The sequence below is a fragment of the Planifilum fimeticola genome (genome assembly GCF_003001905.1).
In the GTDB taxonomy this organism is placed as follows: domain Bacteria; phylum Bacillota; class Bacilli; order Thermoactinomycetales; family DSM-44946; genus Planifilum; species Planifilum fimeticola.
On the sequence record NZ_PVNE01000004.1, the window covers coordinates 161,131 to 178,184 of the forward strand.

19 protein-coding genes and 3 pseudogenes are annotated in these 17,054 nt (G+C 51.6%); 8 read left to right on the forward strand and 14 right to left on the reverse strand.

Features of this window, described 5'->3' with window-relative positions:
- From CLV97_RS04260 to CLV97_RS04270, 3 genes are read left to right on the forward strand one after another with little or no spacing between them, the layout of a single operon-like run.
- Complete coding sequence (locus CLV97_RS04260; RefSeq protein ID WP_106344283.1) at positions 1 to 786, forward strand: lantibiotic immunity ABC transporter MutG family permease subunit; 786 nt, start codon at positions 1 to 3, stop codon at positions 784 to 786.
- A gap of 23 nt (positions 787 to 809) precedes the next feature.
- Positions 810 to 1,487 (forward strand): response regulator transcription factor, encoded by a 678-nt coding sequence (locus CLV97_RS04265; RefSeq protein WP_106344284.1) that lies wholly within the window; start codon positions 810 to 812, stop codon positions 1,485 to 1,487.
- On the forward strand, positions 1,484 to 2,908 hold the full coding sequence (locus tag CLV97_RS04270) for a sensor histidine kinase (RefSeq protein WP_245891369.1): 1,425 nt from the start codon (positions 1,484 to 1,486) through the stop codon (positions 2,906 to 2,908). Before CLV97_RS04265 ends, CLV97_RS04270 begins: the two co-directional genes overlap by 4 nt.
- Positions 2,909 to 2,969: 61 nt before the next feature.
- Here CLV97_RS04270 and CLV97_RS04275 read toward each other — a convergent pair whose 3' ends face one another.
- Positions 2,970 to 3,437, reverse strand: a complete 468-nt coding sequence (locus tag CLV97_RS04275) for a DinB family protein (RefSeq protein ID WP_342749763.1) — start codon at positions 3,435 to 3,437, stop codon at positions 2,970 to 2,972.
- A gap of 208 nt (positions 3,438 to 3,645) precedes the next feature.
- On the opposite strand from CLV97_RS04275, the gene CLV97_RS04280 reads away from it, so the two are divergent.
- Positions 3,646 to 4,065, forward strand: coding sequence for a hypothetical protein (locus tag CLV97_RS04280; protein ID WP_106344286.1), 420 nt, complete (start codon positions 3,646 to 3,648; stop codon positions 4,063 to 4,065).
- Between the two features lie 79 nt (positions 4,066 to 4,144).
- Positions 4,145 to 4,285, forward strand: a complete 141-nt coding sequence (locus CLV97_RS18035; RefSeq protein ID WP_170070354.1) for a hypothetical protein — start codon at positions 4,145 to 4,147, stop codon at positions 4,283 to 4,285.
- A 95-nt stretch (positions 4,286 to 4,380) separates the two neighbouring features.
- Here CLV97_RS18035 and CLV97_RS04290 read toward each other — a convergent pair.
- The 6 genes and pseudogenes from CLV97_RS04290 to CLV97_RS04315 all read right to left on the reverse strand — a co-directional run.
- Positions 4,381 to 4,893, reverse strand: a pseudogene (locus tag CLV97_RS04290) (PTS sugar transporter subunit IIA); the annotation flags it as partial.
- 96 nt (positions 4,894 to 4,989) lie between these two features.
- Positions 4,990 to 5,934: an L-lactate dehydrogenase gene (locus CLV97_RS04295; protein ID WP_106344289.1), complete on the reverse strand. Its 945-nt coding sequence runs from the start codon at positions 5,932 to 5,934 to the stop codon at positions 4,990 to 4,992.
- A gap of 140 nt (positions 5,935 to 6,074) precedes the next feature.
- Positions 6,075 to 6,416, reverse strand: a complete 342-nt coding sequence (locus CLV97_RS04300) for a PTS lactose/cellobiose transporter subunit IIA (protein ID WP_245891358.1) — start codon at positions 6,414 to 6,416, stop codon at positions 6,075 to 6,077.
- A gap of 11 nt (positions 6,417 to 6,427) precedes the next feature.
- Positions 6,428 to 7,720, reverse strand: a complete 1,293-nt coding sequence (locus tag CLV97_RS04305) for a PTS sugar transporter subunit IIC (protein WP_106344291.1) — start codon at positions 7,718 to 7,720, stop codon at positions 6,428 to 6,430.
- Complete coding sequence (locus CLV97_RS04310) at positions 7,717 to 8,046, reverse strand: PTS sugar transporter subunit IIB (RefSeq protein ID WP_092037884.1); 330 nt, start codon at positions 8,044 to 8,046, stop codon at positions 7,717 to 7,719. The genes CLV97_RS04305 and CLV97_RS04310 overlap by 4 nt, the downstream gene beginning before the upstream one ends.
- A 39-nt stretch (positions 8,047 to 8,085) precedes the next feature.
- Positions 8,086 to 8,313 (reverse strand): hypothetical protein, encoded by a 228-nt coding sequence (locus CLV97_RS04315; protein WP_092037883.1) that lies wholly within the window; start codon positions 8,311 to 8,313, stop codon positions 8,086 to 8,088.
- Between the two features lie 422 nt (positions 8,314 to 8,735).
- Between CLV97_RS04315 and CLV97_RS04320 the strand changes: the two are divergent.
- Positions 8,736 to 9,536, forward strand: a pseudogene (locus CLV97_RS04320) (PTS transporter subunit EIIC); the annotation flags it as partial.
- 137 nt (positions 9,537 to 9,673) lie between these two features.
- Here the strand turns inward: CLV97_RS04320 and CLV97_RS04325 are convergent.
- The 7 genes and pseudogenes from CLV97_RS04325 to CLV97_RS04355 all read right to left on the reverse strand — a co-directional run bounded on the left by CLV97_RS04325 (position 9,674) and on the right by CLV97_RS04355 (position 15,998).
- Positions 9,674 to 10,153, reverse strand: coding sequence for a PH domain-containing protein (locus CLV97_RS04325; RefSeq protein ID WP_017437209.1), 480 nt, complete (start codon positions 10,151 to 10,153; stop codon positions 9,674 to 9,676).
- A gap of 139 nt (positions 10,154 to 10,292) precedes the next feature.
- On the reverse strand, positions 10,293 to 10,541 hold the full coding sequence (locus CLV97_RS04330) for a LacI family DNA-binding transcriptional regulator (protein WP_245891359.1): 249 nt from the start codon (positions 10,539 to 10,541) through the stop codon (positions 10,293 to 10,295).
- 262 nt (positions 10,542 to 10,803) lie between these two features.
- Positions 10,804 to 12,975, reverse strand: a complete 2,172-nt coding sequence (locus CLV97_RS04335; protein ID WP_106344293.1) for a YhgE/Pip domain-containing protein — start codon at positions 12,973 to 12,975, stop codon at positions 10,804 to 10,806.
- Positions 12,976 to 13,122: 147 nt separating this feature from the next.
- Entirely contained in the window at positions 13,123 to 13,536 is a 414-nt protein-coding gene (locus CLV97_RS18500) for a DMT family transporter (protein ID WP_245891360.1), read from the reverse strand.
- A 93-nt stretch (positions 13,537 to 13,629) separates the two neighbouring features.
- Positions 13,630 to 14,265 carry an SCO family protein gene (locus CLV97_RS04345; protein ID WP_106344294.1) on the reverse strand — a complete coding sequence of 212 codons (636 nt, stop codon included), beginning with the start codon at positions 14,263 to 14,265 and terminating at the stop codon, positions 13,630 to 13,632.
- A pseudogene (locus CLV97_RS04350) lies at positions 14,258 to 15,705 on the reverse strand (cbb3-type cytochrome c oxidase subunit I). The gene CLV97_RS04345 and the pseudogene CLV97_RS04350 overlap by 8 nt, the downstream one beginning before the upstream one ends.
- A gap of 11 nt (positions 15,706 to 15,716) precedes the next feature.
- Positions 15,717 to 15,998 carry a cupredoxin domain-containing protein gene (locus CLV97_RS04355; RefSeq protein WP_245891361.1) on the reverse strand — a complete coding sequence of 94 codons (282 nt, stop codon included), beginning with the start codon at positions 15,996 to 15,998 and terminating at the stop codon, positions 15,717 to 15,719.
- An 86-nt stretch (positions 15,999 to 16,084) separates the two neighbouring features.
- Here CLV97_RS04355 and CLV97_RS04360 point away from each other — a divergent pair, with 86 nt between their 5' ends.
- Both CLV97_RS04360 and arsC read left to right on the forward strand, forming a co-directional pair.
- Positions 16,085 to 16,369 carry a hypothetical protein gene (locus CLV97_RS04360; protein WP_245891362.1) on the forward strand — a complete coding sequence of 95 codons (285 nt, stop codon included), beginning with the start codon at positions 16,085 to 16,087 and terminating at the stop codon, positions 16,367 to 16,369.
- A 133-nt stretch (positions 16,370 to 16,502) separates the two neighbouring features.
- Positions 16,503 to 16,925: an arsenate reductase (thioredoxin) gene (arsC, locus tag CLV97_RS04365; RefSeq protein WP_106344295.1), complete on the forward strand. Its 423-nt coding sequence runs from the start codon at positions 16,503 to 16,505 to the stop codon at positions 16,923 to 16,925.
- Positions 16,926 to 17,054 lie beyond the last annotated feature (129 nt).

Sequence of the window (17,054 nt, forward strand, 5' to 3'; positions counted from 1 at the left end):
ATGACAATCCTTCAATCCGAATGGCTGAAGACGAAGCGGACGCCGCTCCGGCCCCTGGCCGTGGGACTCCCCCTTCTCTATGCGGCGCTGATCCTTTGGTATTATTCCAGGTGGGAAATCACCCCCGAAAGGCAGCTCTCCCTGTTCCTGGCCTTTTTCGAGGGGTGGACCGTCCTGATGATCCCCGTCGGCATCGGCGTCGCGGCCGGATACATGGCCCACCAGGAGGAGGAGGCGGGCCACTTCCGGGGGATTCTCGGAAGCCCCCGCCCCCGGAGCCATCTGTTCTCCGGGAAGCTGATCATCCTCCTCCTGCTGATTTCGGTCGCCACCCTGGCGGCCACAACCTTCCTGATCCTGGGATTCAAACTGGTCATGGACGTTCTCATCGCCTGGCCCATCTTTCTGCTGGCCACCCTGATGGCCCTGGTCGGATCCATGCCACTGCTGATCCTCCATTACTGGATCGGCTATGTCTGGGGTTACGGCCCGTCCGTCGGCATCGGGGGAGCAGGTCTTCTCATCGCCGCCCTGACGGCGACCAGCATCGGGGACACCGTCTGGCCCTTCATCCCGTGGGCGTGGCCCGTCCGCCTGGCCCTGCTGCCAGGCGCCTACCTGGCTTATCTTCCCGGAATGGATTCACCGCCGGAACTCATCGCCTCGGGAGAAATCCTGCACCAAACCTTTCAGGGATTGATCGCGTCGACGCTCACCTTTTTCATCCTGTTGGCCGGGGCAATCCTATGGTTTAACCGTTGGGAAGGACGGAAAGGAGAGCATTAAAGCGGCAGGAGGGAATCGATGTGATGGCAACCATCTTGATCGCCGACGATGAACAAGATCTGCTCGACATGATCAAGGACGCCCTGGAAGACGAGGGATACCGGGTGCTTACCGCCACCGACGGAAACGAGATCTTTCCGCTCCTCGAGCATCAACCGGACCTGATCGTGCTGGACATCATGATGCCGGGTTTGGACGGCATCGAGGTCTGTCGGGCCATCAGGGAGACGGTGGCCTGTCCCATCCTCTTTTTGTCCGCCCGGCGGGAGGTGGAAGACCGGATCGAAGGCCTAACGGCCGGAGGGGACGATTACTTGACCAAACCCTTCAGCCTGCGGGAGCTGAAGGCGCGGATCGCCGCCCACCTGCGCCGGGAACAGCGCTCCGCCGTGGGCAGGGAGATGACAACCCTCCGTTTCGGAAACCTGGCCATCGATCTGAAACAGCGGAAGGTGCACGTCCGGAACCGGGAAGTGCCGATGACGGGCAAGGAATTTGACATCCTTCGCCTTTTGGCCATGCATCCGGGCCAGGTGTTTTCCAGGGAACAAATCTACGAAAAAATTTGGGGCTTCGGGGAAGGCAGCAGCGCCACGGTGACCGAGCACATCAAAAAAATCCGGGCGAAGCTTTCCGCCGTCGAACCCGGGCTGAATCCCATCACCACCGTTTGGGGGATTGGATACCGTTGGGAAAAATGAACACTCCTCCGACTTTTCGCCGTCAGTTCATCCGCCTGGCCCTGTCCGTCATCCTGTGGAGCGCCGCAACCTCCACGCTGATCTGGCTCCTTCTCGGCCTGTCGACCTTATCTTTCTTCCGGCCCGCCAACTTCTACGAAAAACAGGTGCCGGCCATTCTCCGTTTCGCGGAAGAATCGGGAGCCAAATTGCTGGATCCCGAAAACCGCCCCCTTTTGGAAGAGGAAATTCCGTCCGAAGGCGTCTCCTACCGGGTCCTCCCCCTGCGAGGGGGGGAGGGCTACGGAACGCTTTCCCCTCCGGAAAAAGCGAATCCGGAACAGTGGATTCGAAAAGTGAACACGACGGAAACCCGGGACGGACGGATCTACCGGTACGTTCCCCTGAGCGACGGTCAGGGACGGCTGATGGGAGTGCTCGTGCTCAGCTATCAAATCTCTTTTCTGAAGGCCAACGACTCTCCCTTGGCGGCGGTCGTTCTCGTTCTGGCGATGGCCACTCCCTTTGTCACCCTCGCCTTCTTCACCTACTGGTTCGGCCGTCGCCTTGAAAGGAGGATCTCCCCTGCGATCGCCTCCTTGATGGAAGGGGCAACCCGGGTGGAACGGAGAGACTTGGACTTCACCCTGGGTGAAGTGGGCGGAACCCGGGAACTGGACGCCTTGGGCAAAGCCTTTGAAAACATGCGCCGTTCCCTCCGCGCATCCCTCGAAACCCAGTGGAGGGCGGAACAGGGGCGCCGGGAGATGCTGGCCGCCCTGGCCCACGATCTGTTCACCCCGCTCACGATCATTCTCGGACATGCCGAGAACCTCCTGAATCGGACTTCGCAGGAAGACGAGCGCCGTCATCGTTCCCTCCGGGCCATTCAAACCAATGCCCGGCGAGCGATCCGGATGCTGGAGGAAATGCAGGAAGCCAACCGATTGGAACGACCCGATTTCTCCCTTTCCCCCTCCCCTCTGGACCTCGGCGCCTACCTGACGGAGAAAAAGGAAGAGTACCTCTCCCTCTGCTCGCAAATGGGGATCCGTTTGCATTTCAGCCTGGAGGATTTTCGCCGCCATCCCCGCCCGATGCGGGTGGACGGACATCGCCTGTCGCAGATCCTGGACAACGTGATTACCAATGCCCTTCGGTACACCCCCGCCCGGGGAGAGATACGCTGGCGCGTTCTCCTGGATGAGGAGGGGGTGGAAATGGAGATCACCGACACGGGTCCCGGCCTTTCCGAAAAGGACCTGCGCCACCTCTTCCAGCCCTTCTACCGGGGAGACCCGGCGCGTAAATCGGGCTCGGGACATGCCGGGCTGGGAATGTACATCGCCAAGACCCTTGCGGAGAAACACGGCGGATGGATCACCGCGGGCAACGCACCCGAGGGGGGAGCGCGATTCCGCTTTCGCATCGCCGAGCTGTAGAGGGAAATCGGGATCGCGAAAAAACGGATGCCCTCCTGCGGGCATCCGCCACAAATCCCCTTCACCCGTACAAATCGAACATGTTGACCGGATGGCCCAGTTGTTTCAGGTACTGAAACAGCTGGGACCGGTGGTGATAAACGTGGGTGACGATCTCAACGAGCCATTTGGCCTGGGTGGAGCCGTGATCGGCATAGAAGGGCTTCGTCGTTCGGGTCAGGAACGTCTCTTTGTCCAAACCGCGCATGTAATCGCACAACGACTGAAAGCCCTCTTCCATCCATTCACACAGCTTCTCCGGATCGGAAGAGGCGTATTCCGACTCCAGCCTGCGCACTTCCTCCTCGCTCTTTTCCTGAAGAATGGCCAGATCGACGAGCGGAATCTGCGCCAGATGATTCGCCAGCTCTCCCAGCGAACGCATGTTGTCCGCCGGTCGGAAATCCCACTCCCCGGGCCTGACCCGAGCCAGCAGTTTCTTGGTCGTCCTTACGCCGGCTCCCAATTCCTCGAGCAAAAGTTCTCGCAATGCCTCTGTTCCCTTCCCGGTCATTTCCGCGGCGCTTCCCGCAGGAAGCACCTTCCCTCCTTTCGGACTCGGAACATGTGTTCGTTTATCTATTCGACATCTCCCGGAATGATTCCTCCCCTTTCCGCCCGGGTGGAGCCGGCCGGGGTTTGGTGTTATAGTTGGATCGCACCCCCATTAATCACCCATTCGCGGGAGGGATCAAACCGTGCACGTCCGTTTCGAAACCCCCCACCAATACGTCTTCATCCACGAAAACGTGAAGCACTTGCTGCTGATCTGGTCCAAGGAATCCAAAAAGCAGCTCTTCATTGCGGAAGAAGAGGAAGACGCCCTGGTGCTCCGCTATCCGGGAGAAACCTACACCGAAACCGTCCTGGAGCAGGTCGAGCCCGTCTTCTTTCTGGACCTGGAGGGCGGGGTGGAAGCGATCCTGGGCGCCACCTTCTACCACCAGAACAGGCTGATCGGCATGTATTACGACAAAAAACATCCTACGGGGCCCCCCTACTTCTTCGAAATCGAAGACGGGTCCCCTTCGGAAATTCCCGACGAGGAATACCAGGCGGTCGCGCAAACCTTTGCGAAGGAGTTTCCCGAATACGTTTCGGAGGAACCGGGGAAATGACCCTTTGAAACCGCAGTTCGGCATAGTCCGCCGGTTCCGGGGAAAACTGCAAAAAAGCGCATTCAAAGGAGACTTCGCCATGAAGAAGCAAAGGGACAAGGAAGCCCGTCTCTCGGGCAATGACAATCGCCGCACCGGTCGGCAGCCGGAGGCCGCCCGGGATCCGAGACCCGGGTACGGAAACAAAAAATTGGACGGGCCCAATATCCCGTCCACTTGAGATTCCGGAAATCCGATTCCGAGGCGGACTTCCGTCCTCCTCGGAATCGGAGCCATCACGGGGCGGATGAAGGGCCGCCCCGTTTTTTTCGAAATTCAACTCGTCACCGCCACGATTCCCTCTTCCCCCTGCCTGGCCTCCGCCTTCTTCAGCTCAACCTTTTCGCCTTCCTGCAGGTTGGTGAAAAGGATCGGGGTGATGACGGACGTCGCCTTGTTCCGGAGGAGTTCCAGATCCACTTCCATCAGCTTTTGACCCGGCTTGACCGCATCCCCTTCCGAGATGAAAGGCTTGAAACCTTCTCCCTGGAGGTTGACGGTGTCGATCCCGATGTGAATCAGGATCTCCCGGCCCCCCTTGGAACGGATGCCGATGGCGTGCTTGGTGGGAAAGAGATTGACGATCTCCCCTTCCACGGGAGAGACGACGACCCCCTCCGCCGGATCGATCGCAAAGCCGTCCCCCATCATTTTTTGGGAAAACACCTGGTCCGGCACCTCGGTGATCGGAAGCAGCCTGCCGGTCATCGGAGAAACGAAGGTTTCCTCCTCACCGGGTGAAGGTGTTACGCCGGCGCGTTCCGCTTCCTTTTCGGGGGATCCTTTTCCGATGAGACGCTGCAGTTTTCCAATCGCCTGTTTGAACATCATCTGACCCTTCCATTTCCTTGATCACGATTTCGAATACAAAACTAGTATCGTGGATTAAAGGATATTTTTCAACACCCGGGTCAGGACTTCCGCCGAGTGATGCAATTTTTTCCGTTCCTCCTCCGTCAAATTCAAATCAACCACTTCCCTCACGCCGGAGCGATTCACCACCGCCGGAACGCCGATGTAAATATCCTCGAGCCCGTATTCCCCGCTGAGCAGGGTGGACACGGTGAGCACCGAATTCTCATCGTTCAGAATGGCGCGGGTCAAACGGGCCAGTCCCATCGCAATGGCGTAATAGGTTGCTCCCTTTCGTTCAATGATATGATAGGCCGCATCCCTCACCTTGACAAAAATTTGATCCAACTCTTCCCGGCTGGGGCCGATCCCCTGTTTCAAATATTCCGAGATGGGGCGCACACCGATGCTGGCATGGCTCCAGACGGGCAACTCCGTATCCCCATGCTCCCCGATGATGTAGGCGTGCACATTTTGCGGATTCACACGGTACGCCCCGCTCAGCAAATGGCGCAGGCGGGCGGTATCCAGGATCGTTCCGGATCCGATCACGCGACGGGCGGGCAACCCGGAAAACTTCCAGGTGGCATAGGACAGGACATCCACCGGATTGGTTGCGACCAGGAACAGTCCGTTAAAGCCGCTCTCCATCACCTGATCGACGATGGAACGAAAAATTTGAGCGTTCCGACCCGCAAGATCCAGACGGGTCTCTCCCGGGCGTTGATTGGCCCCGGCGGTGATTACCACCAGGTCCGCATCCTTGCAGTCGGCGTAATCCCCCGCCCAGATGCGCATCGGCGCGCCGAAGGGAACCGCATGGTTCAGGTCCATCGCGTCCCCTTCCGCCTTTTTTTGATTGATGTCGACCAGGATCAACTCATTGCCCAGCCCTTGATTCACCAGGGCGTAAGCATAGCTGGAGCCCACAAATCCGGTTCCGATCACAACGATGCGAGTCACTTTGCCCGATTCCATTTTCTCCTCCCCTTCTCTTTGATTCTTTGATCGCTTCCCTCAACGGGTGCGGGCGGGCCGATGGCCGCCTCTACTTCTTGAAAAGGCAGGTCCCCGCCACCGCCGCCGAAGCCGATGACGGAATACCCGCCCTTTTCGCGTCACCGATTCTCCAATTTTTCCACCCGTTTCTTCAGATCGTCGATCACCCGGTAGTTTTCCACGAACCGCTTGACCAGGTTCAATTCCGCCAGCGCCGTCATGAGGTGATCCTGGGCGTGGATGGCGAGAAAACTCGGCGGATTATCCCCCGTCGACTGCACCAAATCCGTCTGCCACTTGTGCCCTTTCATCAATTCCTCTTCCGCTTCCTGAAGAAGCTTCTCCGCATCTTCAAACCGGAACTCCTCCGCCGCGTCCAGCGCTTCATACGCTTTCCCGCGGGCGTTTCCTCCATAAAGCACCAGATGGAAAATGGCTTGTTCCAGATCCAATGGGGTCACTCCTTGTCTGCTCAGCCCGTTTGGGCGGATTGTTCCTGCTCAATCAGCGATTTTTCGTACCGCTTAAAGAACGGCCAGTAAATCAGGGCGGCGATCACGGCGTCGATCACCTGGACCAGCCCCGCGAGGACGGACCCGCCGGTGGCGATGAATCCGCCGAGGAAAATCGGGACGGTGAACGGTGGTTGAATGATCACCGGCGGCAGGATTCCGGTGGCGAACAGGATGTAGTTGATCGTCACAATGACCGCCGGCCCGAGAACAAAGGGAATGAACATGATCGGGTTCAACACGATCGGCAGTCCGAAGATGACCGGTTCGTTGATGTTGAAGACCGCCGGTATCAAGGCGGTTTTTCCCACTTCCTTCAATTGGCGGGAACGCGAGAGCAGCATGAAGATCACCAGTCCCCAGGTTGCCCCGGACCCGCCGATATGGGCGAACATGTGGAAGAAGGGCTCCGTCACGATTCCCTGGGCGGTCGCTCCGGCGCTGACGGCATCGGCGTTTTCCGCCAACTGAGTCATCCAGAAGGGATACGCCACGGAAGAAACCACGTTCATTCCGTGAATTCCCATCCCCCAAAGGACCATCATCAACAGGATCATGCCGAGGGCGGCGGGATAGGAGTTGGATGCCGCGACGAGGGGGCTGAACAACTCCAGCACGGCCTGCGGGATCGTGATGCCGAAATTGGCCCAGACGATCCATTCCAGGATCCAGACGGCGGGCAAAATCACCATGAAGGGAACCAGAACGCGGAAGGTCCGCATGACATAGGGAGGGACTCCCGCCGGCAATTCAAAGGCGAATCCCCGTTTGATGAGAAAGCGCATCGCCTCGGTCGTCAGGATCCCCAAAAGGATGGCGACGAACAATCCTTGGCCGCCGAGATAATCCAAGATCTTTCCGAAGGGGATCTTGGTGATGTCCTCCACCGGGAAGGCGGTCATCAAAAAGGCGAGCATGGAAAGGATTCCCGCCATGACCGAATCCACATCCCTGCGTTCGCCGAGGCTGTACCCGATGCCGAAGGCGACCGTGACGGCCATGATGCCAAACGTGAGCTGGAACGGGAACAGGATCTGCGCCTGAATCGGCTCGACCGCGTTCGCCCAGGCCTGGATCGGCGCCCATTCAATCGAGGTGGGCGGGTTGGCGATGATGAGAAAAATCGCACCCGTCAGGATGACCGGCAGCGCAAAAATGACGAAGGCGTCCCGGATTGCTTGGAGATAGGTGTTTTGGGCCAATCGCCCAAGGGGTTCCATGAGCCGGTTTTCCAGCCAATTCATGATGTTCATGGTTCCCGTCTCCCTTTCATCATCGTCAGGACTTGATCCAACACCTTGTCTCCGTCCATCAGGGCAAAGGCCCTTTGATCGACGATTTCCAGGGGAATGCCGTGTTCTTCAGCGATTTTCTCCATTTCCTTCTTCAGATGGCGTACCTGGGGCTCCAGCAGGGCGACATTATACTGGTCGGCTTTCTTTTTGAATTCGCCCGTTCCGCCCGCATCGGCCGTCAATTCGATTCCCCGCTTGTCCGCCGCCTCCTTCACTTTTTTGGCCAGCTGACTGGAGGTCGCTCCCCAGCTGCACAAGATGATCAGTCGGATCGGCTCGGACATGGCAAACTCCTCCTTCATTCACAGCATTCGATACCGAAATCACTTCCCGCGTCGATAGAGGGCATCCCGCTTGGCTTCGAATCGACGAATATGGGCGAGCAGCCGGCTGCTCAGCCAGGTCGCCGCAATGAGAACCAGCGCAAAGGCGAAGCTGAAAACCAGCACCGCCTGCGACTGCGGCCCTCCCTCGATGACGGAAAACAATCCCGTTGCGATCCAGATCATCGAAAACACAGCGGCATAACCCACCCAATAACGCCGATTCATGTTCACCCCCCCTTTTTCCGAGTCTAACCATGACAGCTAAAAGTTAGTCCCTTCCGCACTTTCATTATAAGTCGCGCAAGGGCCGAAAGGGTTGAACAAATCGTGAACTATTTCACAATAAATTGACGTTGCATCCTCTCCCTCCGAAAATCCCTCCGATTTTCTTATTGTCAATAACCTAGTAAATATCGAATTATTCTCCTTCGCGAAATGTAAAAAAACGGTTACACCAAACAGCTATTATTGTGAATATAATCACATAATTTCCCCCGGTGTTCCCTACACTGGATAAGACGGGGGGCGCGGCAATTTCTCCCCCCGGTTGACCCTGGGCGTTTTTTAGGGCATAATGCCTTTGTTTTTCCGCACCAAAAAACATCCTGTCGCCGGGCTTTCTGAAGTCACAGAAAAGGAGGATGGATATGTCCAAGGATTACCGTCGAATCGCCGAAGGAATCCTGCAAGGCATCGGGGGAAAAGAGAATCTCGTCCAAGCGGCCCATTGCGTGACGAGGCTTCGGCTCGTGCTGAAGGATGAGGGAAAAGTCGATGCGGACAAGCTGCAAAAGGTGGAATTGGTAAAGGGACATTTCACCAATGCGGGCGTTTTTCAAATCGTCATCGGACCCAACGAGGTGGAAAAAGTATATAAGGAATTTGTGGAACTGGCCGGCGTTGAAACCGCCACCGTCTCGGACGTGAAAGAGGTGGGGGCCAAAAAACTGAATCCATTCCAGCGATTGATCAAAACCTTTTCCGATGTGTTCATGCCCATTTTGCCGGCCATCATCACCGCCGGTCTGCTGATGGGAATCAACAACCTGATCGGGGCGGAAGGGCTGTTTATCGAGGACAAAAGTCTGCTGGAAGCCTACCCCGATCTCCAGGGCCTGTGGGATCTCATCAACACGATGGCCAACACCGCCTTCGTCTTCCTCCCCGCCATCGTCGGTTGGTCCGCCGCAAAACGGTTCGGAGGCTCGGAAATCCTGGGAATCGTGTTGGGACTGCTTCTGGTTCATCCCGACCTCTTGAACGCCTGGAATTACGGAAAGGCGGCGGCGGGAATCGAAGGGGAGATTCCCTATTTCGACATTCTCGGCCTTTTCCAGATCGAAAAAGTGGGTTACCAGGGCCAGATTCTGCCCGTGTTTGTGGCGGCCTACGTCCTGAGCGTCGTTGAAAAATGGCTGAAAAAGCGGGTGCCCAACGCCATCCAATTGCCGATGGCACGGCGATATCCCACATCATGGAAATGGTTCTATTCCCGACTATGACGAGAAGGAGGAGCGGAAAAAACGCGTCTTTCAATTGCTTAACAATATTGACGATAACAGAAATGGGATGAAGCCGTTTTTTCTCAGACATCGTCATCCGCCACCCTTGCCAACCTGGAAATAGAATAGCGCAGCTCCTCTGCTTCCTCTTCATCGAGTGCCGGAATTTCATGCACCGTTGCGGCTGTCGAAATCGTTACGGAGGCCAGTTTATATTTTTTGAACAATGGCCCTTGCTTAGAATCGACGTGCTGCACGCGAATCATTGGAATCAACGTTCGCTTTACCGTAAACAAACCTTGTTGAATCTCGATTTCCTGCTCACGCACTTCATAGCGCCAGCGCCGCCAGCGTAATCTTGGGATAAAAAAGAGGAACAAATAACCTTCTCCTATAAACAAAAGAATCAAGATAGGAATAATCCATTTCGGCCCGTCAAAAATGATAATCAGGACAATGACAGCGGCAAAAGCGGCAAAAGAAACAGCCAATCCAATCATGCCGTATATCCGCCATACCGATAATGCTCGTTCGGAGATTCTTTTTCTAGGTTCTCCATTCATGATTTCTCTATCCCCCTTAAACAAAAACAATCCATCGACGTAATGGTTATACGTATTTAGTATACAAGAAGTTTCCATCTTTAACTATCTGTTACTGTAGAATAACAAACTTTTGGAAAAGCAGGAGAATGAGCATGTTTCAAGAAAAATTATAGGATGCGAAGCCATTGGAGAACGTGAATGATAAATCACTACGCCTATTATTGTTCGTCCGCTGCGAAACCATCGCCCTTGCCAAGGCATTTGGTTTATACTGCAGCTCCTTCATCACTTTTAATACTTTTTCACGCTTCTCTGGACTTGCAACCCCTTTTCCCGAAATGACGCGCGAAACCGTCGACTTCGAAACACCAGCCCTCAACGCGATGTCTTTAATGGTGTAGCCCACTAAAGTTAACCTTTATACCGTTTGGTCCGGTTCGTTTTCAAAGCCGCATTCCAAGATGGATATTATACATGCATTCATTTGTCAAATCATTTGCAACTTCGTCATGAAAAAAGGCACGAATCAAATCCGTGCCTTCCGCCGTAACGAATCTATTTTTTTAAAACAGCGTCTATATCCGCGCTGGCTGTTTCTGTTTCCCATCGATGGCGTCATCGGATATAAACAAAAAAGCCAGGCGGCCATTTTGCCTATGCCGCATGGTTTAATGAAACAATCCGCTTTTTTTCGCTTTCGCATGCAGCGAATGCATGTATTTGTTCAACGGTTCTTTCAGAAGCGTACCTAATAAGAGAGTCAGGACGGCAAACATCATGAGACGAACCGCATCGTTTTTCACTTTTCCCCACACAATGCCGCCGACTGCTTCGCGCATCAAATCAATCGCATACGTAAACGGCAAAAACGGGTTGATGTTTTGGAAGAATTCCGGAATAAGCTGAACCGGATACGTCCCCCCTGCTCCGGCGATTTGGAAAACGAGCAGGACGATGGCCAGCGCCTTGCCGACGTCGCTGAATACTGATACGAGCGTAAAGACAATGACAATAAACACAAAGCTGCATAACAGCCCAAAGAGGATAAACCATCCGGAGTCACGAATATAAATATTCTTTAAAAGAAATACATCTCCTAACGTGACAATAAGCGCCTGAATACTGTTGCATGTCCAAAACGTCAGCAGCCGGCCAAAATAAATTTCTCTGCTGGTATACCCTTCTGCCTCATAAGGTTCAGTAGAAAGCAACGACACTAACAGCAGACAGCCCACCCATATGGACAAGACGGTATAAAACGGGTTCATCCCCGATCCATAGTTCGGAAGCGGAAACAATCTATGCGTCTTTAAGTCGACGGGATGGGCCAAAAATTCACCTTTTGCTCTTGGATCATTTTTTAATAAACGAATGATGTCGTAGATGTTTGTCTCTTTTTTCAATTTTACAAGAAAGGAAGCGATATCGTTGACTTTCCGCGCAAGAAACGGATACTGATCGCTTGCCGTCTGCAACATTTCTTCCCCCTGCTTGAGACCGCTGCCGGCGTGCTGAAGAAACCGCTCTAATTCCAGAATGGTGTTGGCGATGTCCGCGAGCATGCGACGGGCGTCTTGAAGCGTCTGCTTCGTTTCGTTCATTTTTTCTTTCATGAGTGGTGCGATATGTTGCTCATATTCATTCATCACCCGATCGACTTGCTTAACCGCAGCTGCCGCCCGCTCATTTAGGTCGGTGAGAAGATGGTTGCCTGGCTGCGCCCCGTTTTCACTTTGCTCGTACGCTAACTTGGCAAGGCGCTGTGCTTCTCTTAAATTGGATTTTATGCCTGTCAGACGGCCGGACAATTGTTCCATATTGGCGGAAGCCGTGCGAGAGAAAGCTCTCTTTTCGATCATGTTATTGAATATGCGAAGCTGTGTTTGAGCTTCATCTGCCATTTGTTCCCCAGCTGCGGCCATGCTCTGCACGTCGGAAAGCCATTGCCGCTGCTGAGCAAGGGAAAGGTTTTCTTGCAGCTTGTTAGTTGCGGCATAGATGGACATGGCGATTTGCTGCAGCGTACGCAAATTTTCCGCGATTTGCGGCGTCAATGTCTTTGCTTTTGCTTCCGCTTTCGTGAGAAACTGATTCGTTTCATCAAGAAACGCAATGCCGCTGTTGACGATCCGTTTCGCTTCAGGAAGCGTTTTTTCCGCTTTATTGACGAGCCGTTCCGCCTCTTTCGCGTTGGACATCGATTGGTTTAACAGCCGCTTGATTTCCGGCAGCTTCGTCTGCAGCTGAAAAATCAGGGTCTCAAAATAGCGAATATCTGGCAGCTGTTGTTCTAATGCCACCCCCGCTTCATGAAAGATAGAAAACAAAACGCTGTTGACAACAGCGACAAATTGATCGCTTACTTGCTCGGTGATGGTGCTTGCTCCTTTGGATGTGATTTTCGGCGCAATCGCGTTCTTTTTGTCATTTTCATAGTAATGAATGACGGCCTGCTCCGGCCTATCTTGCACAATGGTAGCCAATTTTTCTGAAAAATCGCTTGGAATGACGATCGTCGCAAAATAATCGCCATAGCGGACGTTTTTCATTCCTTCTTGTTTGCCAACAAATTGCCAGCCTAAGTCATGATTGTTTCGTAGCGCCCTGACAATTTCTTTTCCGGCGTTAAACGCATGTCCTTGAATTTTTGCCCCTTTGTCTTCATTGACAACTCCTACTTTAATGTTTCTTGTGTTGGCATACGGATCAATAGAAGCTTCAATATTCACCCACGCATAAAACGATGGCAGAAGAAGCAATCCGCCTACCAATACCGCCGCTACCCAGTTTGTTGCTATTTGCTTCATATCGTGAACATAAAGATTCCATATCTTTTTCATGAACCTCAACTTCCCTTTAGTGTGATTAAACTGCTTTTGTTAGTATAAACCAATAAAAAAAAACTAAACATAAGCGGCGGATTGGAAACGAGCACGGTATGTTTACAAAAAAAACTGCTTGGCTAACCAGCAGACACACATACCATATTATTTTTTATAAAACAGCCATAATGCGCAAAACAATAGTATGATTCCCGTCATTCTTCTCATGTCAAAAGGAATTTGCTGCCCGCCAAGCAAGCCGAAGTGATCGATGATGGAACTCATCACCAACTGTCCGGCGACAACGGCCATAATAGAAGTAGCGACCCCGACTTTTGGAACGATAAGCACCATGACAAACACGTAAAACGCCCCGAGCACCCCGCCAAGCAGCTGCCACTTCGGCACCGACCGCGGCAATATCCAAAAGAAAAGAATAAACAATCCAAAAAGGAGGCCTGGTATGCCGTTAGCGTTCCAGCTGCCTGATTTTCTTTGCAGCTTCTGACCGATCACCACACCTGCCAAATAACCGGCTGTGACAAGCAGCGGAATTTGAACGATCATCACTCCGATCATTGACGACTCTTAGCGATCTAAAATAGGCGGCAGCACAAGCAGAATCATCAAAACAGCACTGCCAATCAGATATAGTTTCGGGTTCATTGTCGATCACTCCGAACGTTTCAAAATCAACGCATTGGCGGCAATCAAACGGTTAATTTCGGCACCGACCACTTTTGGAGCATTATAATCAAAAATTTTGACCAGCCGTCCTTGCTTATCGATGAGGTAAAAAGCGGCATTATGTTCGTATCCCCCCGCTCCATTTGGGATGACAATGACTCCCATTGTTTTTAGCAGGATGTTCAGTTCTTTTGGATTTGGCACTCGGGCGACGCGCCAACGAGTGCCGTCCGCCTGGTAATGTTCGGCGTGCTCGTACAAGACGTGAGGCGTATCATGTTCTGGATCGAAGCTGATGCTTAAAAAGACGATGTTTTTGCCTAAATATTCATCACGAATCGTTTCATATACACGGCGAAAATTCATTTCCACAATCGGACAGACGTCTCCGCATCTCGTATAGATATACGTCGCCAAAACTAATTTGCCGCGATAATCATGCAAATAAAAGGACTGGCCTTTTTGATCTTCAAGCCGAACAGAAGGAATCGCTTTCGGTTCTTTTAACACTTCTAAGCGGCGGGCGGCTTCGCTTGTAAACGCTTGAAACCCGTCTGTCCCCCACCAAAGCAACGAAATACCTAGCCCAAGTGCAAGGATCGTTGCCATGATATTACGCATATGGATCCGACCCAATTTCTTTTTTGACAGGCACCCGAATGAGCGAAGAGGCAAACCGATATACAAATGTCGCAACTGCGGCAATTAGGCATACTGCAAACACTGCTCCCATACGGTCGTAAGGAACCCACTCCGGAAAATGCACTGCCCATCGTCTTGGGACGCTTACTTTTCCGGAAAATAAGAACGTTCCGCATAAACCGAAAAAGAAAATCATATATACCCAAAACGAGAGGATGTCGATATTTCCTACTGCCCGTCTCTCATTGTTTACAAGATAGTACATAAACCCAAACAACATCGAAACGGCACCCAGCCCCATATACATATGGAAATGTCCCGGCACCCATTTCGTGTTATGCATGACATGGTTGATAGCAATCGTCGCATCAGCAATGGCTGGAACAACCCCTGATACCCAGCCGAACATGGAAAGAAAGATGAAGCTTGAAGCCATATCCCATTTAATGCCCGAACGGTAAACAATCATTAAGGCACCAAAGGCGGTAACAACAAGGACAGGCAATCCATTTAAATAAGAAAATACTTGACCGATAATAAGCATCCATTTTGGCATCACAAAATCCATCAACAGATGTGCGGGTAAATGATAATCGTAAAGAATGTTGACATATTCCATGCAATCAAAAAAATTTTATAAGATTTCCACGGGCGGTTTGTATATTTAGGAAGAATTTCATACACAGCGATGACGCCCATATAAATAACAGAATTGGCAAACATATGGCCAAACGCATAAATTAAGTTTTTCGCTAAAAGCGGATCGATTTTGATAGATGGTTGAAACAAATTAATTAAGCTCATTACAAGAACAATGGCCCCTGCAGTTAACGAGATAATATTAACGATAGAAACCATCGTGCTAGCTACTACGGCAGGAGGCGGTCCGTATCCTTTTGCTTTTCCAAGAATTTGCGGCCAGCCAAGCCCATTTCCAAGGCTTCCATATTTTTGAATAATCGCCCGTGCTGAATCTAAATAAAAGAGCAAAAAACCGATTCCTATAATGAGCATGCCGAGCAAATATAAGCATGCCCCTGCTTTTCCCCACATGCCTGCTGACATCGCCGGCAGAGGGTATAGAAACGTCCAGGCGCCCGCGAAATCAAACGTAAAGATGCTGATGAAGGTTATCAACGCTCCTATTAAAAAGAGAATGAAATGGCTTACAAAAACGGGAAAGGATAGATTCACATATTGTCTCAAGAAATACCACATAATAGCCGAAGCGGCAAAAGCGGCAACACCGACCATAAATGTACCATGGGCGGTCATTACTTTGTAAAACACGTCTTGTCCGATAGAAATCATTTTCCCTTGCTCAAGCAGCATCAACAAGCCAAAAATCATCATCAATAGAATCACGATGCCGCTAATTATCATATAAAGCGATATCATCGTCCGCACTTTCTTCTCCATCACATTCTCCCCTATTCTCCTTGAGCTGGCAATACTTCAATCGTCGATATCATCGCATGATGGCCGATTCCGCAATATTCCATGCATAACACTTGGTACTTGCCCGGCTTTTTAAACGTATAATAGATCGTATTGGTATATTCCGGCATTGCTTGAGTTTGGGCGATTAATTGCAGTTTCTCATCATAAATTCCAAACCCATGATTTACATCTTCGCTGGTAACGTGAAATTCTACCGGTTGTCCAACACGAAACTTGTTTTTGCTTAATTCAAATCCAAATTGGCGGGCCACTGGCGACAACATCAATCCGAACGATAAAACAGGGTATGAACATGAGTTTGCGGAGATTTCTAAATTTATTATCGAGAATGAAAAACGTGTATTTTGTCACAGCTGATGTTCATTTTGCTGATATTATCCAGTATGACCCTGACCATAACGGCACAATTGATTATCGTGAACTAGTAAGCGGACCGATCGGTGCGGGCCTGGGTCAGCCGTCAACACTTGATCCTACATTTGGGCCGGAGCAACTGTATGCTGAAAGTGGGTTCTTTAATTTTGGTGTACTCAAGGTTGATCCAGGATTAAAACAAGTGACGGTTGAAATTCGTGATGAAAACGGTAAGATTCATTTTCATCGGGATTTTCCGATGGAATAGCAGAGTAGATTCGTATTGGACCGCTTGTGAAAGTACCTGTCATGATTGCGTTAGTCAACGTGGCGTTATGGTTTCAACGAAAATACTTTAAAACAGAATCAGTATCATACTAACAACAGAGGTGGAATGAAACATGAAAAACAAAAAGATCATTTACTTCTTATGCACAGGAAACTCTTGCCGCAGCCAAATGGCAGAAGGATGGGCAAAAAAATATCTTGGCAACGAGTGGGAAGTGTACAGCGCTGGTATTGAAGCGCGCGGATTAAATCCAAACGCAGTAAAAGTCATGAAAGAAGTAGGAATTGACATTTCCAACCAGACATCGGATATCATTGATCCGGAAATGTTAAATAAAGCGGATTTGGTAGTAACATTATGTGGTCATGCAGCGGACCATTGTCCAGTAACCCCGCCAAATGTGAAACGCGTATACTGGGGATTTGATGATCCGGCAAAGGCAGAAGGAACCGAGGAGGAAAAATTAGTGGTATTCCGTCATGTTCGCGATGAAATCGGCGCGCGCATCAAAAAATTTGCTGAAACAGGAGAATAAGACTAAATGACAGCCGAGAAGATTCTTCTCGGCTGAGGCTGTTGACAAAGAAGGGTCAACAGCCTTTTTTGTTGAATTCGGAATAAAACAATTCCGAAGGAAGGTTTTTATATGTTCAGGACGAACCCA